The 20,518-nt window shown below is 61.9% G+C and carries 1 protein-coding gene (cut by a window edge); it reads left to right on the forward strand.

All coding sequences use genetic code 11. From position 1 onward, the window contains the following. Positions 1–20,518: the 5' portion of a YDG domain-containing protein gene (locus H663_RS21900; protein WP_116695779.1), read on the forward strand. It continues 7,373 nt past the right edge of the window; the window shows 20,518 of its 27,891 coding nt (coding positions 1–20,518); its start codon is at positions 1–3; the stop codon falls past the right edge of the window.

The following is a 20,518-nucleotide window of genomic DNA, read 5'->3' on the forward strand; positions in this document are numbered from 1 at the left end:
ATGAATTCGAAGTTATTCAAGACGGTATTTTCCAAGCGCTTAGGTGCGCTGGTTGCCGTGGGCGAGCACGCCACCAGCCAGGGCAAAGCCACTGGCGGTCATGGTGCGGGCCGCTTCAGCCTCTTGGGGGTCTTGAGTGCGGGGGGGGCGTATTTCGTCGGCCCTCTGGTCTTCAGCTTCGCCTTGATCACCCTGGCCTGGGCAGCCCCAGCCAACAACGCCCTGCCCACGGGGGGCCATGTGGCCCAAGGCGCTGCGGCCATCAGCCAAAGCGGTGCCAATATGGCCATTGCGCAAAGCTCGGCACGCGCCATCGTCAACTGGCAAAGCTTTGATATTGGCAAAGATGCCAAAGTCAACATCGTTCAGCCCAATGCACAGGCCGTGCTGCTCAACCGCGTCACTGGTGTGGCCCCCAGCCAGATCTTTGGCCAGATGTCGGCCAATGGTCAGGTCGTTTTGGTCAACCCCAACGGTGTCACTTTTGGCAAAGACGGCTCGGTCAGCGCCGCAGGCCTGACGGCCAGCACGCTCAACATTTCAGACGCCGACTTCATGGCCGGGCGCAACCGTTACACCCGCGACGGCGCCACAGGCGAGGTGATCAATCAGGGCCTGCTGAGCGCCACCCCCGGCGGCTATGTGGCCCTGCTGGGTGCCAGCGTGAGCAACGAGGGAAAAATTTACGCCCCCAATGGCAATGTGGCGCTGGGTGCAGCCGACGTCATCACCCTGCCCATGACGGGCACGGGCCGCATCAAGATGGAACTGAGCCCGGCCGTCATTAACGCGGCCGTGGCCAACCAAAAAGGCGGCACCATCGTCACCGAAGGTGGTCAGGTCTATATGCAGGCTGCAGCCATGGGCAATGCCATGGCCAGCGTGCTGCAATCCGGCAGCATTGACACCTCGGGCGAACAAGGCGGCGCGGTGCACCTGCTGGCAGACGGCGGCACCATCAGGGTGGATGGCAGCATCAACGCCAACAGCACTGGCAAGGACGACAAAGGCCAGTTGCGCAAAGGTGGCGACATCCTGATTGGGCGTGACGAAGAGACCGGTGTGCTGGCCCGCTACACAGACGCCAGTGACGCCCAGCTGCAAAGCCATCAGGCGCTGGTCGAAACTTCTGGCGATGTCCTGAAAGTTGACAACATCAGTGTCAAAGCAGGCGAATGGCTGCTCGACCCTTACAACATCACGATTGCCAGCGCCACTGCGTCGGGCACGGCCTATGCCACCAACTACACCAGCGCGGCAGATTCGGTGATCACGTCCACGTCCATCATCAACAGCCTGAACGCAGGCACCAGCGTGACGATTGCCACCGGCGCAGGCGGCACCAGCGCGGGCAACATTGCCATCAATGCCAGCATCAGCAAAACAGGCGGCACCGATGCCACGCTGACGTTCAGGGCCCACAACGACATCTCACTGGCGGCCAACACCACGATCACCTCGATCTCGGGCAGTTTGAATGTGATCATGAACAGCGACTTTGATGCCAATGGGCAGGGCGCGATTGTGCTGAACAGTGGCTCCTCAATCACCAGCAGGGGCGGCAACATCACCCTGGGTGGTGGCACGGCAGGCACAGGGGTGGGCAGTGCTTTTGGGAGCAGCACCGCAGCAGCACCCACAAGTACAGCCGCAGTGACCACCACTTCAGATGGCATTACCTTGAATGGCACAGCCATTTCGGCGGGTGGTGGCAATATCACCATGACGGGTACGAGCAATGCCAGCAATGGTTCTGGCATCAACGCCATCAACAATTCGAGCATCGTCACATCGGGTGCTGGCTCGATTTCCTTAACCGGCACCAGCAAAGCCGGCGGTGGCACGGCTTCCTTAAACGGCGTAGGTCTGCTTTCGACCCCGGTGACGGGGGGCAGTGGCGGCGTGACGATTGTGGGCAATGCCAGTGCGGCCACAACCTCGGGCGCTTATACCTATGGTGTGATGGTCAAAAACAGTACCGTTTCCACCGTCAATGGCGGCAATATTTCCTTTACGGGTACGGGTGGCGGGGGTACGGCAAATACCAATTATGGTTTTTCCATTGATGGCTCTGGAAAAGTTGCGGCCAGTGGCGCAGGCAATGTATCGATTACAGGGGCAGCGGCCAACACGAGCTCATCGGCCATCAACATCAATGCTGGCTCTGGAGGCATTGAATCCATCACAGGCAACATCACACTCATTGCAGACAGTGTTGCTCTGAATGGGACTATCAACGGTGGCACAGGCACCGTCACCATACAACAACGCACGGGCCCCACCACACTCAACGTGGGCGGCACCGGCACCGACACCTTAAGCGGCACGCTTAAACTGGATGTGTCGGCTGCAGAACTGGGCAGGATCACCGCCAAAAAGACCGTGGTGGGCCTGCTTGCTGGCTCGGGCACGGCCACTGTGAGCGCGCTGAACATGGGCACCCTGGGCAACACCGGGGGTGATCTGTCGGTGCTCAGCGGCACCAGCATTGCCGTCAACGGCGCTGTCACCAAGACGGCGGGCACCGATGCCACCTTCAGCCTGCTGGCCAGGAACGACATCACCGTAGCGGCCAACACCACCATCACTGGCAGTTCGGGCAAGCTCAATGTGCTGTTCAACAGCGACAGCTATGGCAGCAACGCGGGCTCCATCCTGATGAACAGCGGCTCGGGTGTCACCAGCAATGGCGGCAACATCACCCTGGGCGGCGGCTCGGCATACAACGGCTCGGGTTATGCCGTAGGCAGCAGCACCACGCGCAATGACGGTGTGTCGCTGACCACGGCCAGCCTGAACGCGGGTGGCGGCAACATCGACATCCGCGGCAAGGGCTTCACAACGAGTTCCGCCACCGCCGACATGAAGGGTGTGGACTTGGTGGGTGCTACGGTCTCCACCAGCGGTACAGGCAACATCAACATCAACGGGGTGGGGGGTGCTGGTGCTTCTACCGTTGCCAACGCCATGGGCGTGTCCATCACAGGTGGCACGGTCATCACCGGTGCAGCGGGCGGCAGCCTGAACCTGACGGGTGCTGGTGGCACAGGCAGCGACTACAACTCCGGGGTCTGGGTAGACGGCACGGCCAGCAAAGTGACCAGCCCTGGCCCCATCAACTTCAATGGCACGGGCGGTGGCACTGTGGGCGGCACAGGCATCGCCAATTTGGGCGTCGTTGTGAAAGGCGGTGGCGCAGTGGCAGCCACCGGCACCGGCACCGTGACCATGACCGGTGTGGGTGGCAACACCACAGGCGCAGGCAATACGGGCATCGAAATTTCCGGCACCAACACATCGGTCACCTCGGTGTCGGGTGCCATGAACTTCACCGGCTCCAGCCTGTCCTCAAGCGGTGCGGGGTTTTCGCTGTCGGGAACAGGTGCCAACATCACCAGCACTGCCAACGCCAACATCACCGTCACTTCTGACTCTTTTTCCCTGTCAAGCCCCGCCACCATGGGCACAGGCACGGGCACCGTCACCCTGCAAAACCGCACAGCAGGCCTCTTGATCAATGTGGGCGGGGCTGATGTCGTCGGCGCTACCTCGCCCACTCTGGGCGTCACCAACGCCGAGATGAATCAGATCACTGCAGGCACCCTCAAGATTGGCAGCACCACATCGGGGGCATTAACGACCAGCACAGCCATCACCACGGCAGCGACCACGGGCAATTTGTACCTGCAGTCGGGCAACACCTTGACCGCATCCACCGCGATCAACAGTGGTGCGGGTCTTCTCTTGCAAAGCACTGGCGGGCTCATCTCGACAACTGCGGCGCTGTCGGGCAGCAACGTGTCTGTGGACAACACGACCGGCACCATCAACTGGACCACCGGTGCCCTCACGGCGGGTACCAGCTCGGGCAGCGCCACCAATGCCGTCAACATTGCCAGCAGCATCACCGCAACAGGCAATGTCAACCTTCTGGGCAATGTGGGCACCACCACAAACACCGGCGTCAATGTGACCAGCGCGGGCTCGATCACCAGCTCGGGCACGGCTGCCACGGTCAACATCACCTCCAATGGCAATGTGGTCAATGCGGCCGCGATCAAAGTGACCGGCGCGACGGGCACGGGCGCCAACATCAACCTGACATCGACCAGCGGCACGATCACGGGTGCAGGTGCGATTGGCGACACCACCAACAAAAATGCCAATGTGACCTACACGCTCAGTGGCACCAGCACTTATAGCGGTGCCATCAACGCTGCCAACTTCACCAAATCGGGCTCAGGCTCTCTCACGCTGGGTTCGTGGATTGCCACCCCTGCGGTGGCCAGCAACGTGTCCAACGCCTACACGGTGAATGGGGGCGGCTTGACGCTTGAACCGGGCGCCACCTATGCCCAGCTCAATCCAGCCGGCGTGAACGTCATCAATGCTTCGACATTTACCCTCAGCAACGCTGGCAATGGCTGGTGGAAAAATACGGCCTTCAATTTCACAGGTGGCTTGGGTGGGGGCACCATGAATTTGGGGGGCAACCCCATTGGCTCAACGGGTACCACGAACACGTTCAGCACCAGCGGTGGCGCCACCAACACCATCTCAGGGGTGTACAACGCCAACTCCGCCAACGTCAACTTCAACCTGGCAAGTGCCACCAGTGGAACCGCGCTTTTGGATGGCAGTTTTGCTGCACTGACCTTTAGCCAAAATACTCAGGGCGGTTATGGCTTGCAAAACGGTGGCACAGTCAACGTGTCCGGGGGCGGCAATCTGCTGATCAAGGACAGGGTGGGTGCAACGTCCTTCAACATCAATGCTGGCAATGTGCAAGTGGGTGACGGCAGCGCAGCCACCGCGGCTGCAACGGCCACCCTGGAAGCCACGAACGTGAGCATTGCGGCGGGCTCTAAGCTGACCTTCAACCGTGCAGAGGCCTCTTCAAACGCATCCATCATCACGGGTGCAGGCAGCTTGGTTCAGGGTGGCGCTGGCGTGGTCACCCTGACGGGCAACAGCAGTGCCTTTGCCGGGGCGACCACTGTGAATGCGGGCAGGACATTGGCCATCGGTACAGGCGGCTCTTTGGGCGCTGCGGGCAGCACGGTCACGCTGACTGACGCCACCTCTAATTTATCCTTCACCAACACATCGGGCACGTCCACGGTGGCCAGCACCATCAGCGGCCTGGGCACGGTGACAGAAAACGGCACAGGCGGCACTGGCTTGTTGTTGGGCAATAACACTTACACCGGCACCACCACCATCACGGCGGGCACCTTGCAAGTGGGCAATGGCGGCACCACAGGCACCCTGGGCACGGGGTCGGTGACAGACAACAGCGCCTTGGTCTTCAACCGCTCGGACAACATCACCGTGCCCAATACCATCAGTGGCACAGGCACCGTCACCCAGGCAGGCACCGGCACGCTTCTTTTCCCCAGCAGCAATGCCGGTTACACGGGGCAAACCTTTGTCAATTCCGGAAAACTGTCATTTGGCACTTTGCTCACCAGCGGCACAGCGGCGTCACAGCACTGGTCCAGCCAATTCAACATCGCGGCTGGTGCCGTTTTGGACTTCAATGCGCCAACAGGCGTCACGCTCAACAACAGAGGAACCATCTACACAGGCGCAGGAACCATCACAAAAACAGGCGCTGGTAAGTTGCAATGGGACAGCACCGATGTCAATTTCAACATGCTGGCTGGCTCTTTGATTGATGTCCAGCAAGGCACTTTGACGGCAAGCTCAACCTACCATGGAAAATGGAGCAACAACCTGTCCAGCCTGAACATCGCATCAGGTGCTTTTTTCGGTACATCAGAGGGTGATGTTCGCGTGGATGCTTTGACGGGCGCAGGCTCCCTTTCAATGGGGTGGTCTACATTGGGCAGCATCACGGTGGGCGTCAATGGCACAGCAGCAGGCACCTATAACCCCACAGCAGGAACTGCAACTTTTAGCGGAGCCATCACGCCCACTGGGGGCACCGCAGGCCTGACCAAAATCGGTTCAGGCACGCAAATCCTGACGGGCACCAACACTTATTCAGGCACCACCACCATCAGCGCAGGCACCTTGCAAATTGGGGATGGGGGAACCACAGGCACCTTGGGCACGGGTGCCGTCACCGACAACGCCTCACTGGTCTTCAACCGCAGCAACGCGATGACTGTGGCCAATGCCATCAGTGGCACAGGCACCTTGACGCAGGTGGGCACGGGCACATCCATCTTGACGGGTGCCAACAGCTACTCGGGCACCACCACCATCAGCGCAGGCACCCTGCAAGTGGGCAACGGCGGCACCACAGGCACCCTGGGCACGGGGGCGGTCATTGACAACAGCAGTTTGACCTTCAACCGCTCTAACGCTTTGCTGGTGAGCAACGCCATCAGCGGCACGGGCACCTTGTCTCAAATCGGTGCAGGCACCACGACGCTGACGGCCGACAACACGTATGCAGGCACGACCAGCATCAGTGGCGGCACCCTGCAAGTGGGCAATGCAGGCACCACGGGCACCTTGGGTGCTGGCCATGTCACGCTGAGCAACAACGCCAACTTGAGCTATGTGCGCGCGGCCAGCACCACCGTGGCCAACACCATTTCAGGGGCAGGCAATGTGTCTGCCAGCATCACCGGTTCGGCCAACAACCTGACCGTTGCCAATGCGATCAACCTGACGGGCGGCACGGTCAATTTGGTCACCGATGCCAATCTGTCGGTCACGCAGGCCATCAGCACCACGAACACCAGCAGTTCAGCGATCTTGCTGGGAGCCGGAAAATCCACCGCCGCCGGCACCGCCTCAGGCGGCGATGTTTCGTTGTCGGGCAGTGGCGCTTTGACGGCAGGCTCGGGTGCGCGCATCACCATCCAAACCGGATCGGTGGCGGGCAGCACAGGCCTGGGTGTTCTGGCAGGCAACAGCCGCTACAACAGCGATGAGGTCACCACCAACTACAACACCACAACAGCGCCCTTGGGCTCGGGCATTTTTGCGATCTACCGCGAATCGCCCATCTTGACTGCGGCCTTCATCAACGCCAGCAAGTCTTATGACGGCCAAGCCTATAGCGGCAACAATGGCCTGACGTATACAGGCTATGTGAACGGTGACACCAACGCCAAGGTGAACACGACCACCACGGGCACATCGCAAGGCGCCAAAAATGCGGGCACCTACACCCTGACGGGCACCGGCACCAGCGATCTGGGCTATACCTTGGCCTACACGAGTGGCACCTTGACGGTCAACAAGGCCAATCTGAGCCTGGCAGGCACGCGTGTCTATGACGCAGGCACCACTTTTGCCGGGCAATATCTGACCGCCACCGGCGTGGCGGGCGAGACGTTCACAGTCACAGGAAGCGGCGATGCCAGCAACCTGACCAGCAAAAATGTGCAAGCCGCACAGACCTTGAGGACACTGGCGGGCCTGACACTGGGCAGCAGCAGCAATGGCGGCTTGAGTGACAACTACAACCCCTTGAGCACCACGGCATCGAGCGTGAGCGTGACGCCCAAGACCGCCACAGTCAGCGCCACAGCCACCAACCTGACCTACAACGCCAACACACAAAACCAGCTGGCCGAAACCCGAAGCGGCTTCATTGACGGGGACGCGATCACCGTCACCGGTCTGGCCAGCGGCAAGAATGCGGGCACCTATGCATCCAATCTGGTTTTGAGCGGCGCAGACCTGAGCAACTACAGCCTCACCGTCAGTAACGCCAATCTGGTGATTGACAAGGCCAACCTGAGCCTGTCCGGCACCCGCGTGTATGACGCAGGTACCAGCTTTGCCGGACAGTACCTGACCGCCACGGGCGTGGCGGGCGAAACCTTTGCCGTGAACGGCTCGGGCGATGCCAGCAACCTGGCCAGCAAGAATGTGCAAACCGGCCAGTCCTTGAGCAGCTTGGCAGGCTTGACGCTGGGCAGCAGCGCCAATGGCGGCTTGAGCGCCAACTACAACGCCTTGAGCACCACCGCATCGAGCGTGAGCGTGACGCCCAAGGCCGCCACCGTGAGCGCCACAGCCACCAACCTGACCTACAACGCCAGCACACAAAACCAGCTGGGCGAAACCAGCAGTGGCTTCATCGCAGGCGACACGGTCAGCTTTACCGGCCAGGCCAGCGGCAAAAATGCGGGCACCTATGCCTCCAGTCTGGTGGCCGGGGGTGCCGATGCGGGCAACTACACCATCACCGTGAGCAACGCAGACCTGGTGATTGACAAGGCCAACCTGGTGTTGTCGGGCACCCGCGTGTACGACGCCAGCAAGACTTTTGCCGGGCAGTACCTGACGGCCACCGGCGTGGCAGGCGAAACCTTTGCCCTGACCGGCACAGGCGACGCCAGCAACCTGGCCAGCAAGAATGTGCAAACCACGCAGTCCTTGAGCAGCTTGGCAGGCTTGACGCTGGGCAGCAGCAGCAATGGCGGCTTGAGCGCCAACTACAATGCCTTGAGCACCACCGCATCTAGCGTGAGCGTGACGCCCAAGGCCGCCAGCGTGAGCGCCACGGCGACCAACCTGACCTACAACGCCAGCACGCAAAACCAGCTGGCCGAAACCACCAGCGGCTTCATCGCCGGAGACACGGTCACCGTCACCGGCCAGGCCAGCGGCAAGAATGCGGGCACCTATGCCTCCAGTCTGGTGGCCGGGGGTGCCGATGCAGGCAACTACACCATCACCGTGAGCAACGCCGACCTGGTGATTGACAAAGCCAACCTGGTGTTGTCGGGCACCCGCGTGTACGACGCCAGCAAGACCTTTGCCGGGCAGTACCTGACGGCCACCGGCGTGGCAGGCGAAACCTTTGCCGTAAACGGATCGGGCGATGCCAGCAACCTGGCCAGCAAGAATGTGCAGACCGGCCAGGTCTTGAGCAGCATCACAGGCCTGAGCCTGGGCAGCAGCAGCAATGGCGGCCTGGGCAGCAACTACAACGCCCTGAGCACGGTCGCATCCAGCGTGAGCGTGACGCCCAAGGCCGCCAGCGTGAGCGCCACGGCGACCAACCTGACCTACAACGGCAACACACAAACCCAGCTGGCCGAAACCAGCAGCGGCTTCATCGCCGGAGACACGGTCACCGTCACCGGCCAGGCCAGCGGCAAGAATGCGGGCACTTATGCATCCAATCTGGTGCTGAGCGGCGCCGATCTGGGCAACTACAGCGTGACGGTGAACAACGCCAATTTGGTGATTGACAAGGCCAATCTGAGCCTGTCGGGCACCCGCGTGTATGACGCAGGCACCAGCTTTGCTGGCCAGTACCTGACCGCCACCGGCGTGGCGGGCGAAACCTTTGCCGTGAACGGCTCGGGCGATGCCAGCAACCTGGCCAGCAAAAACGTGCAAAGCGGCCAGACCTTGAGCAGCCTGACCGGCCTGGCATTGGGCAGCAGTGCGAACGGGGGCTTGAGCGCCAACTACAACGCCTTGAGCACCACAGCATCGAGCGTGAGCGTGACACCCAAGGCCGCCACAGTCAGCGCCACAGCCACGAGCCTGACCTACAACGGCAACACGCAAACCCAGCTGGCCGAAACCAGCAGCGGCTTCATCGCCGGAGACACGGTCAGCTTCACCGGCCAGGCCAGCGGCAAGAATGCGGGCACCTATGCCTCCAGTCTGTTAGCCGGGGGGGCCGATGCGGGCAACTACACCATCACCGTGAGCAACGCCAACCTGGTGATTGACAAGGCCAATCTGAGCCTGTCGGGCACCCGCGTGTACGACGCAGGCACCAGCTTTGCCGGGCAGTACCTGAGCGCCACCGGCGTGGCAGGCGAAACCTTTGCCGTGACCGGCACAGGCGACGCCAGCAACCTGGCCAGCAAGAACGTGCAAACCGCGCAGTCCTTGAGCAGCTTGGCAGGCTTGACGCTGGGCAGCAGTGCCAATGGCGGCTTGAGCGCCAACTACAACGCCTTGAGCACAGCAGCATCGAGCGTGAGCGTGACGCCCAAGGCCGCCACCGTCAGCGCCACCGCCACCCAACTGACTTACAACGCCAGCACGCAAAACCAGCTGGCCGAAACCAGCAGCGGCTTCATCGCCGGAGACACGGTCACCGTCACCGGCCTGGCCAGCGGCAAGAATGCAGGCAGCTACGCCTCCAGCCTCGCTGTCAGCGGTGCAGACGCGAGCAATTACAGCGTCACGCTGAACAACGCCAATCTGGTGATTGACAAGGCGGTGCTGACAGCCACCGGCAACAGCGGCGCAGTCACTTACAACGGCAACACCCAAAGCGTCAACGGCTTCACCGTGACCGGCTTGCAAGGCAGCGACAGCGCTGCCAGCCTGACCAGCATCAACGCCACAGGCGCATCTGGCAAAAACGCAGGCAGCTATGCCAACACCGTCACGGCGGGCACAGAAACCAACTACACCATCACCACGGTCAACGGCACTTTGCAGATTGGCCGCGCCGATCTGGTGTTGTCGGGCTCGCGTGTCTATGACGGCAGCCAGACCTTTGCCGGGCAGTACCTGACGGCCACCGGCGTGGCGGGCGAAACCTTTGCCCTGACCGGCGCGGGCGACGCCAGCAACCTGGCCAGCAAGAATGTGCAGACCGGTCAGGTCTTGAGCAGCATCACCGGCCTGAGCCTGGGCAGCAGCAGCAATGGCGGCCTGAGCAGCAACTACAACGCCCTGAGCACAGCAGCCTCCAGCGTGAGCGTGACGCCCAAGGTGGCCACTGTCAGCGCCACGGCCACGAACGTGACTTACAACGCCAGCACGCAAAACCAGCTGGTCGAAACCAGCAGCGGCTTCATCGCAGGAGACGCCATCACCGTCACCGGCCAGGCCAGCGGCAAGAATGCGGGCAGCTATGCGTCCAATCTGGCGCTGAGTGGCGCGGACCTGGGCAACTACAGCGTGACGGTGAACAACGCCAATCTGGTGATTGGCAAAGCCACCCTCACGGCCACCGGCAACAGCGGCTCGGTGACCTACAACGGTGCCGACCAGAGCGTGAGCGGCCTGACCGTGTCGGGCCTGCTGGGCAGCGACACCTTGGCCAGCTTGAGCACCGTGTCGGCTGCGGGTGCCACCGGCAAAAATGCGGGCACTTACAGCAACGTGGTGAGCGCGGGCACCGAAACCAACTACACCGTGAGCACGGTCAACGGCACGCTGCAAATTGACAAAGCCGCCCTGACCGCCACCGGCAACAGCGGCTCGGTCACTTACAACGGCGGCACGCAAAGCGTGACGGGCTTCACCCTGTCTGGCTTGCAAGGCAGCGACACCGCAGCCAGCCTGTCGAGCGTGTCGGCCACCGGCGCTTCGGGCAAGAACGCGGGCAGCTACACCAACACCGTGACGGCAGGCACCGAAGCCAACTACACCGTGACCACGGCCAACGGCACTTTGCAAATTGGCAAGGCCAGCTTGACGGCCACCGGCAACAGCGCCGCCCTCACCTACAACGGCGCCGACCAAACCGTGTCGGGCTTCAGCGTCTCAGGCCTGCTGGGCTCGGACACCGTGACCAATCTGTCGAGCATCACGGCCAGTGGTGCCACCGGCAAAAACGCAGGCAGCTACACCAACACCGTGACATCGGGCACCGAAGCCAACTACACCGTGACCACGGCCAACGGCGCTTTGCAAATTGGCAAGGCCGCTTTGACCGCCACCGGCAACAGCGGCTCGTTCACTTACAACGGTGCCGACCAAAGCGTGTCGGGTTTCACCGTCTCGGGCCTGCTGGGCTCGGACACGGTGGCCAGCCTGAGCAGCGTCATGGCCCTTGGTGCCACCGGCAAGAACGCAGGCAGTTACACCAACACCGTGACAGCAGGCACCGAAGCCAACTACACCGTGAGCACGGCCAACGGCACTTTGCAAATTGGCCGCGCCGATCTGGTGCTGTCGGGTGCGCGGGTGTATGACGCGGGCACCAGCTTTGCCGGTCAGTACCTGACGGCCACGGGCGTGGGCGGCGAAACCTTTGCCGTCTCGGGCAGCGGCAGCGCTGGCAATCTGGCCAGCAAAAACGTGCAGGTGCAGCAGGCCCTGACGAGTCTGGCGGGCCTGGCCCTGGGCAGCAGCGCCAATGGAGGCCTCAGCAGCAACTACAACGATTTGACGACAGCAGGCTCCAAGGTCAGCGTGACGGCCAAGGCGGCCACGGTCAACGCCACAGCCAGCAGCGCCACCTACAACGGCACACAGCAAAACCAGGCGGCCGAAACCAGCAGCGGCTTCATCGCCGGGGACACCATCACCGTCTCGGGCCAGGCCAGCGGCAAATATGCGGGCACTTATGCCTCAAACCTGGCGGTGGGCGGCGCAGACGCGGGCAACTACAGCGTGAGCCTGAACAATGCCAATCTGGTGATTGACAAAGCCGCCCTGACGGTGACGGCCACGGCAGTCAGCAAGACCTATGACGGCACCACGCTGGCCACAGGCACGGGCACCGTGGGCACTTTGGCCGGTGCGGGCGACAGCGTGAGCAGCGCGGGCAGCCAGGCCTTCCTGGACAAGAACGCAGGCACAGGCAAAACCGTGCGGGCTTCGGGCGTGACGATCAAGGACGCGGCCAACGCGGACATGAGCGCCAACTACACCATCAACTATGTGGACGATGTCAGCAGCGTCATCCACAAGGCCAGCCTGACCGTGACGGCCAATGCCGATGCGCGTTTTGTGGGCCGCAGCGATGTGGCGGGCTACACCGGCGTGAGCTACACAGGCTTGGTGGCGGGCGAAACGTCCAGCGTGCTCGGCGGCAGCCTGAACATCACCCGCACCAACGCGGGCGTGGGCACGGCAGGCAACTACAGCGGCGTGCTGGCTGCCAGCGGCCTGACATCGGGCAACTACGACATCAGCTACGTCAATGGTGACTACACCATCGTGCCCGCAGACCGCTTGCTGGTGCGCACCAGCAATGTGACCACCACTTACGGCAGCGCCGTCACTTATGACACCACTGCGCAGTATCTGGACTCAAACAGCGACGCCATCGTGACCCTGACCCGCTCGGGCACGGGCAACAACTACACCTTCAACGACGGTTTGGGCACCACGGTCAACACCGTGCTCAAGGCCTACAGTGGTGCCAGCCTGGCGTCGGTGAGCACTTCGGGCAACACGGTGGTGGGCACCTACGACATCAAGGACGCCGCGCCAGCGGTGACGGGCACCAACTTCAGCGGCGCGCCCATTTATGTGGGCACCCTGACGGTCAACACCCAAGAAATCACGCCCAATGCCACGAATGTGAGCAAGGTGTATGACGGCACCACCGCCATCAGCAATGTGCTGGGCATGGGCGGCAAAGTGACGGGTGATGTCTTGACGATTGGCGGCACAACAGCTTTTGCCAGCAAGAACGCAGGCACGGGGCTGGCCTATTCCGTCTCGGGCATTGCCCTGGGCGGGGCCGACGCCGCCAACTACCACATCGCGGGCGGCGCCACCACCTTGGCAGGCAACGACGGCGTGATCACGCCTGCAGCCTTGAAGCTGACCAGCAGCGATGTGACCAAGGTCTATGACCGCACCACTGCCGCCAGCGGCACGGCCCTGGTCACGCAAGCCACGCAGTTGTATGCCAGCGACTCGATCACGGGTGGCACTTTCAGCTTCAACGACAAAAATGTCGGCGCGGGCAACAAGGTGGTCAGCGTGTCGGCAGTCACCATCAACGATGGCAACAACGGCGGCAACTACAGCGTCACCTATGTTGACAACACCACCAGCACCATCACACCCAAGAGCCTGACAGCCAGCTACAGCGCCGCCCAAAAAACCTACGACGGCAGCGCGGTGGCCAGCGTGACGGGCAGCTCGGGCGATGTGATCAGCGGCGACGCAGTCACCCTGAACAACACCGCCGCCAGCTTTGACAACAAAAACGTTGGCACCGGCAAAACCGTGACCGTGACGGGCATTGGCCTGAGCGGCGCCGATGCGGGCAACTACAGCCTGCAAAACAGCAGCGCCACGACCACCGCCAACGTGACCGCCAAAAACCTGACGGCCAGCTACAGCGCGGCCAGCAAGACCTATGACGGCGGCGTGGCAGCCAGCGTGACGGGCGGCTCGGCCGACATCGTGAGCGGTGACGTGGTCGACTTCAGCCAGACCAGCGCCATGTTTGCCGACAAAAATGCCGGTGCAGCCAAATCGGTGGCCATTGCGGGCATTGCCATCGCAGGCACAGACGCAGGCAACTACGCCTTGCAAAACACCACGGCCAACGCCACAGCCGACATCACCCGCAAAGACGTGAGCCTGAGCAGCCTGAGCGCGGCCAACAAGGTCTATGACGGCACCACGGCAGCCAGCATCACCGCAGGCAGCATTGCCACAGGCGTAGGCAGCGAAACCCTGCAAGTCAGTGGCGTGGGCAGCTTCAGCGACAAGAACGTGGCCAATGGCAAGGCCGTCACGGTGGCCGATGTGAGCACACTGAGCCAGACCAATGGCACGGGCGACTGGAGCAACTACCGCCTGAGCACCACCGGTGCTCTGAGCACCACGGCAGACATCACGCCCAAGGCCATCACCCTGACCGGCATCACCGCCGCCAGCAAGACCTATGACGGCGGCATGACAGCCACCGTATCGGTCAGCTCAGCTGTTTTCAATGACCAGATCGCAGGCGATGTGCTCACGGTCAGCAGCACCGGCAGTTTTGGCGACAAAAATGTGGCCACGGGCAAAACCGTGAGCCTGAGCAACACCCTGGGCGGGACTGATCTGGGCAACTACACCATCACCCAGCAGACATCGACCACGGCTGACATCACCAAGAAATCCATCAGCCTGAGCGGCATCACTGCGGCCAACAAGACTTATGACGGTGGCACGGCTGCCACGGTATCGGTTACCGGCGCTGTGTTCAACGACAAAATCTCTGGCGATGACTTGAGCGTCGCCAGCTCGGGGGTGTTCAGCGACAAGAATGCCGCCACGGGCAAAACCGTGAGCCTGACAAACACACTGGGCGGCGCGGACCTGGGCAACTACAGCATTACCCAGCAGACCAGCACCACGGCCGACATCGACAAGAAGGCCATCAGCCTGAGCGGCATCACTGCGGCCAACAAGACGTATGACGGTGGCACTGCTGCAACAGTTTCCGTGGGCTCGGCCGTGTTCAACGACCAAGTGGCGGGCGATGTGCTGACGGTGGCCAGCACCGGCACCTTCAGCGACAAGAACGCCGCCACCGGCAAAACTGTGAATCTGACCAACACCCTGGGCGGCACCGATCTGGCCAACTACACGGTGTCCGAGCAGACATCGACCACGGCCGACATCACCAAGAAGGCCATCAGCCTGAGCGGCATCACCGCTGCCAGCAAAACCTATGACGGCACAACGGCCGCCACGGTATCGCTTACCGGTGCTGTGTTCAACGACAAAGTCTCTGGCGATGACCTGACTGTGGCCAGCACTGGCATCTTCAGCGACAAGCATGTGGCCGTGGGCAAAACGGTGACCCTATCCAATTCACTGGGTGGTGCCGATCTGGGCAACTATGTCGTGACCGAACAGGCCACGACAACCGCCGACATCACCAAGAAGTCCATCAGCCTGAGCGGCATCACCGCGGCCAGCAAGACTTATGACGGCAACACAACGGCCACCGTGTCCACCACTGGCGCTGTGTTCAATGATCAAATCTCGGGCGATGCGCTCACGGTGAGCAGCTCGGGGGCGTTCAGCGACAAGAATGCCGCCACGGGCAAAACCGTGAGCCTGACCCACACCCTGGGCGGCGCGGACCTGGGCAACTACAGCATTACCCAGCAAAGCACCACCACGGCCGACATCACCAAGAAGGCCATCAGCCTGAGCGGCATCACTGCAACCAACAAGACCTATGACGGTGGCACTGCTGCCACGGTATCGGTGGGCACAGCGGTGTTCAACGACCAAGTGGCGGGCGATGTCTTGACGGTAGCCAGCACCGGCGCCTTCAGCGATAAAAACGCGGCCACCGGCAAAACGGTGAATCTGACCAACACCCTGGGCGGCGCCGATCTGGCCAACTACACGGTGTCCGAGCAGACATCGACCACGGCCGACATCACCAAGAAGGCCATCAGCCTGAGCGGCATCACCGCTGCCAGCAAAACCTATGACGGCACAACGGCCGCCACGGTATCGCTTACCGGCGCTGTGTTCAACGACAAAGTCTCTGGCGATCACCTGACGGTGGCCAGCACCGGCAGCTTCAGCGACAAGCATGTGGCCGTGGGCAAAACGGTGACCCTGTCCAACACCCTGGGCGGCACCGATCTGGACAACTACACCATTGCCCAGCAGAGCACCACCACAGCTGACATCACCAAGAAGTCCATCAGCCTGAGCGGCATCACTGCGGCCAGCAAGACTTATGACGGCAACACAACGGCCACCGTGTCCACCACTGGCGCTGCGTTCAATGACCAAATCTCGGGCGATGCGCTCACGGTGAGCAGCTCGGGTGTGTTCAGCGACAAGAACGCCGCCACGGGCAAAACAGTGAGTCTCACCCACACCCTGGGCGGCGCGGACCTGGGCAACTACAGCATTGCCCAGCAAGCCAGCACCACGGCTGACATCGACAAGAAGGCCATCAGCCTGAGCGGCATCACTGCAGCCAACAAGACGTATGACGGCACCAACGCTGCGACGGTATCGGTGGGCACAGCGGTGTTCAACGACCAGGTGGCAGGTGATGTGCTGACAGTGGCCAGCACTGGCACCTTCAGCGACAAGAACGCCGCCACCGGCAAAACGGTGACCTTGAGCAACACCCTGGGTGGCACCGATCTGGGCAACTACACAGTGACTCAGCAGGCCAGCACCACTGCCAACATCGACAAGAAGGCCATCAGCCTGAGCGGCATCACCGCTGACAGCAAGACTTATGACGGCAACACGACTGCGTCCATGTCCACCACGAGCGCCGTCTTCAACAACCAGATTGCAGGCGATGACCTCACAGTGGCCAGCACCGGCACATTCAGCGACAAGAACGCGGCCACCGGCAAGACCGTGAGCCTGGTCAACACCCTGGGTGGTGCGGATCTGGGCAACTACACCATCACGGAGCAGGCCAGCACCACCGCCGACATCGACAAGAAGTCCATCAGCCTGTCGGGCATCACTGCTGCCAACAAGACGTATGACGGCACCATGGCTGCCACGGTCTCGACCACGAGCGCCGTCTTCAACAACCAGATTGCAGGCGACGACCTCACAGTGGCCAGCACGGGCACCTTCAGCGACAAGAACGCTGCCACCGGCAAGACCGTCACCCTGAGTAACACTCTGGGCGGCACCGATCTGGGCAACTACACCATCACTGAGCAGGCCAGCACCACCGCCAACATCGACAAGAAGGCCATCAACCTGTCGGGCATCACAGCGGCCAACAAGACCTATGACGGCACCAACGCTGCCACAGTCTCCACCACGAGCGCCGTTTTCAACAACCAGGTGGCAGGCGACGACCTCACAGTGGCCAGCACCGGCACCTTCAGCGACAAGAATGCGGCCACCGGCAAGACCGTGAACCTGAGTAACACCCTGGGCGGCGCGGACCTGGGCAACTACACCGTGACCGATCAGGCCAGCACCACCGCCAACATCGACAAGAAGGCCATCAGCCTGAGCGGTATCGCTGCTGCCAACAAGACGTATGACGGCAACACGACTGCGTCCATGTCCACCACGAGCGCCGTCTTCAACGACCAGATTGCAGGCGATGACCTGACCGTCACCAGCACGGGCGTCTTCAGTGACAAGAACGCCGCTGCGGGCAAAACCGTGACCCTGTCCAACACCCTGGGTGGCATCGATCTGGGCAACTACACCGTGGCTGAGCAAACCACGACCACCGCCGACATCGACAAGAAGGCCATCAGCCTGAGCGGTATCACCGCTGCCCACAAGACATATGACGGCAACACGACGGCGACGGTATCGACCACCAGCGCTGTGTTCAACGACCAGATCGCAGGAGATGCGCTGAGCGTGTCCACCACCGGCACTTTCAGCGACAAGAATGTGGCTGCGGGCAAGACGGTGACTTTGGTCAACACCTTGAGTGGCGCGGATTTGGGCAACTACACCGTGTCTGAACAGACCAGCGCCACGGCCGACATCACCAAGAAAACCATCAGCCTGAGCGGCATCACTGCAGCCAGCAAGACCTATGACGGCAACACATCGGCAACGGTGTTGACCACCGGCGCGGTGTTCAGCGACAAAGTCTCTGGCGATGACCTCACAGTGTCCAGCACCGGCACCTTCAGCGACAAGAACGCTGCTACAGCCAAGACCGTGACCCTGTCCAACACCCTGGGCGGAGCGGATTTGGGCAACTACACGGTCACCGATCAGGCCACGACAACAGCAGACATCCACAAGAAAACCGTCACCCTGGACAGCATCACCGCCGCCAGCAAAACCTATGACGGCAGCACCGCAGCCACCATCCTGTCGGGCACCATCAGCGGCACCATCACGGGCGAAACCTTGGCCATCAGTGGCTCGGGCAACTTCTCTGACAAGAACGTGGGCAACGGCAAAACCGTCACCGTCTCCGATGTCACCGCCCTCGCCCCGGCCAATGGCTCGGGCGACTGGGCCAACTACAGCCTGAGCACCACCGGCAGTTTGTCCACCACCGGGCACATCTCGCCCAAGTCGGTGACCTTGGACGCCATCGTGGCGGCCCACAAGACGTATGACGGCAACACCGCTGCCACCATCACGGCAGGTGTCATCAGCGGCACCGCTGCAGGCGAAACCCTGAGCGTCACCGGCACAGGTGTCTTTGCTGACAAAAACGCGGCCAGCGGCATCGCGGTCAATGTGGCAGATGTCACGGCTTTGACCCCAGCCAACGGCAGCGGCAACTGGTCCAACTACACCCTGACAAGCACGGGCGCGGCCTCCACCACCGCCAACATCACCCAAGCCACCTTGCAAGCGGCCCTGACCGGCACGGTCGAAAAAACCTATGACGGCACCACAGCGGCCACCAACCTGAGCAACAGCCACTTTGCCCTGACGGGCTGGGTGGGCAGCGAAGGCGCCAGCGTCTCCCAAGTCAATGCCAGCTATGCCAGCAAGAACGTCTCGGACAACAACGGCACCGGTTCGGTCACGGCCACACTGGCTGCTGGCGACTTCACGGCCGCTTCGGGCACACTGCTGGCCAACTACCAGTTGCCTACTTCGGCCACAGGTTTGGTGGGCAAGATCACGCCCGCATCTTTGACCGTCAAGGTCAATGACACGGCAGCTTTTGTGACGCAAGACGCCAACCTGGCGGTGAACCAAGGCTTGAGCTACACCGGTTTCGTCAATGGCGACACCGCTGCCACGGCTTTGACGGGCACGCCCACACGCACTTACTCAGGTGCCACCTACCCCGTGGCGGGCACCTACACCGATGTGTATGGCTTGAGCGCAGCCCCCACAGCCAACAACGGCAACTACACCGTCACCGTCGCCAAAGGCAAGCTGATCGTGGCCCCTGCCGACAAGTTGCTGATTGGCATTGGCGGCAAGACCTACACCTATGGCAGCTTGACCGGCACCACCGCCGGGGCCAGCGCCGACGCGGTCACGGCCCAGTATTGCCTGAGCGGCGACTGCAGCCCAAGCAGCCTGGTCAATCTGAGCATGACCGCTTTGGGCAATGGCAATTGGCAAGCCACCGACAGCACGGGCACGGCGGTCGCGTTCTCGACCCTGATCGACAGCACCGGCAAGCTGTCCACCGGTGGCTTTGTGAACGTGGGCAACTACACCTACGACGCTTCCTCCATCACCATCACGCCGCCCAGCAATGTGAACTTCAATGACCGCGTGGTCAATGGCGGTGTGCTGACGATCAATCCCAAGGTGTTGACACTCAGCGCATCTGACGTGAGCCGTGTGTATGACGGCAGCACGGCCTTGACGGGCCGCGCCCTGAACACCACCGGTGTCATGACAGCTGACGTGGTAAACGCCAGCAGCACAGGCGGCAGCTTTGACAGCAAAAACGCAGGCAGCCGCAACTACACCTTCACCGGCCTGAGCCTGGGCGGCGCTGACGCAGGCAACTATGCCTTCACCGTGAGCACCGTCACCGGCACGGGCAGCATCACGCCCAAGGACGTGACGCTGGTCGCAGGCCCGGTGAGCAAGACTTACAACGGCAATACCGCGTACACCTTGACGCAGGCCGACCTGGACACGCTCAGCGGCCAGTTGATCACGGGCGATACGGTCAACGGCGCGAGCATCAGCTACACCGACAAAAATGTTTCACGCGATGCCAGCGGCGCTGTGTTGAGCAACAAGACCATCACCCTGGACAGCGTGACGCTGAGCGACGGTAACGGCGGCGGTAACTACACCGTGACGCGCCAGGGCAACAGCGCGAGCGTGATCACCCCCAAAACACTGAGCGCCACAGCCATTGCAGCCGTGCAAACCACCTACGGCACAGCGGCGAGCACAGGCACAGTGAGCTTGACGGGCGTGGAAAGCAGCGACGTGGTCAACGCTTCGGCCAGCC

The sequence above is a fragment of the Limnohabitans planktonicus II-D5 genome (assembly GCF_001270065.2).
GTDB classification, from domain to species: domain Bacteria; phylum Pseudomonadota; class Gammaproteobacteria; order Burkholderiales; family Burkholderiaceae_C; genus Limnohabitans_A; species Limnohabitans_A planktonicus.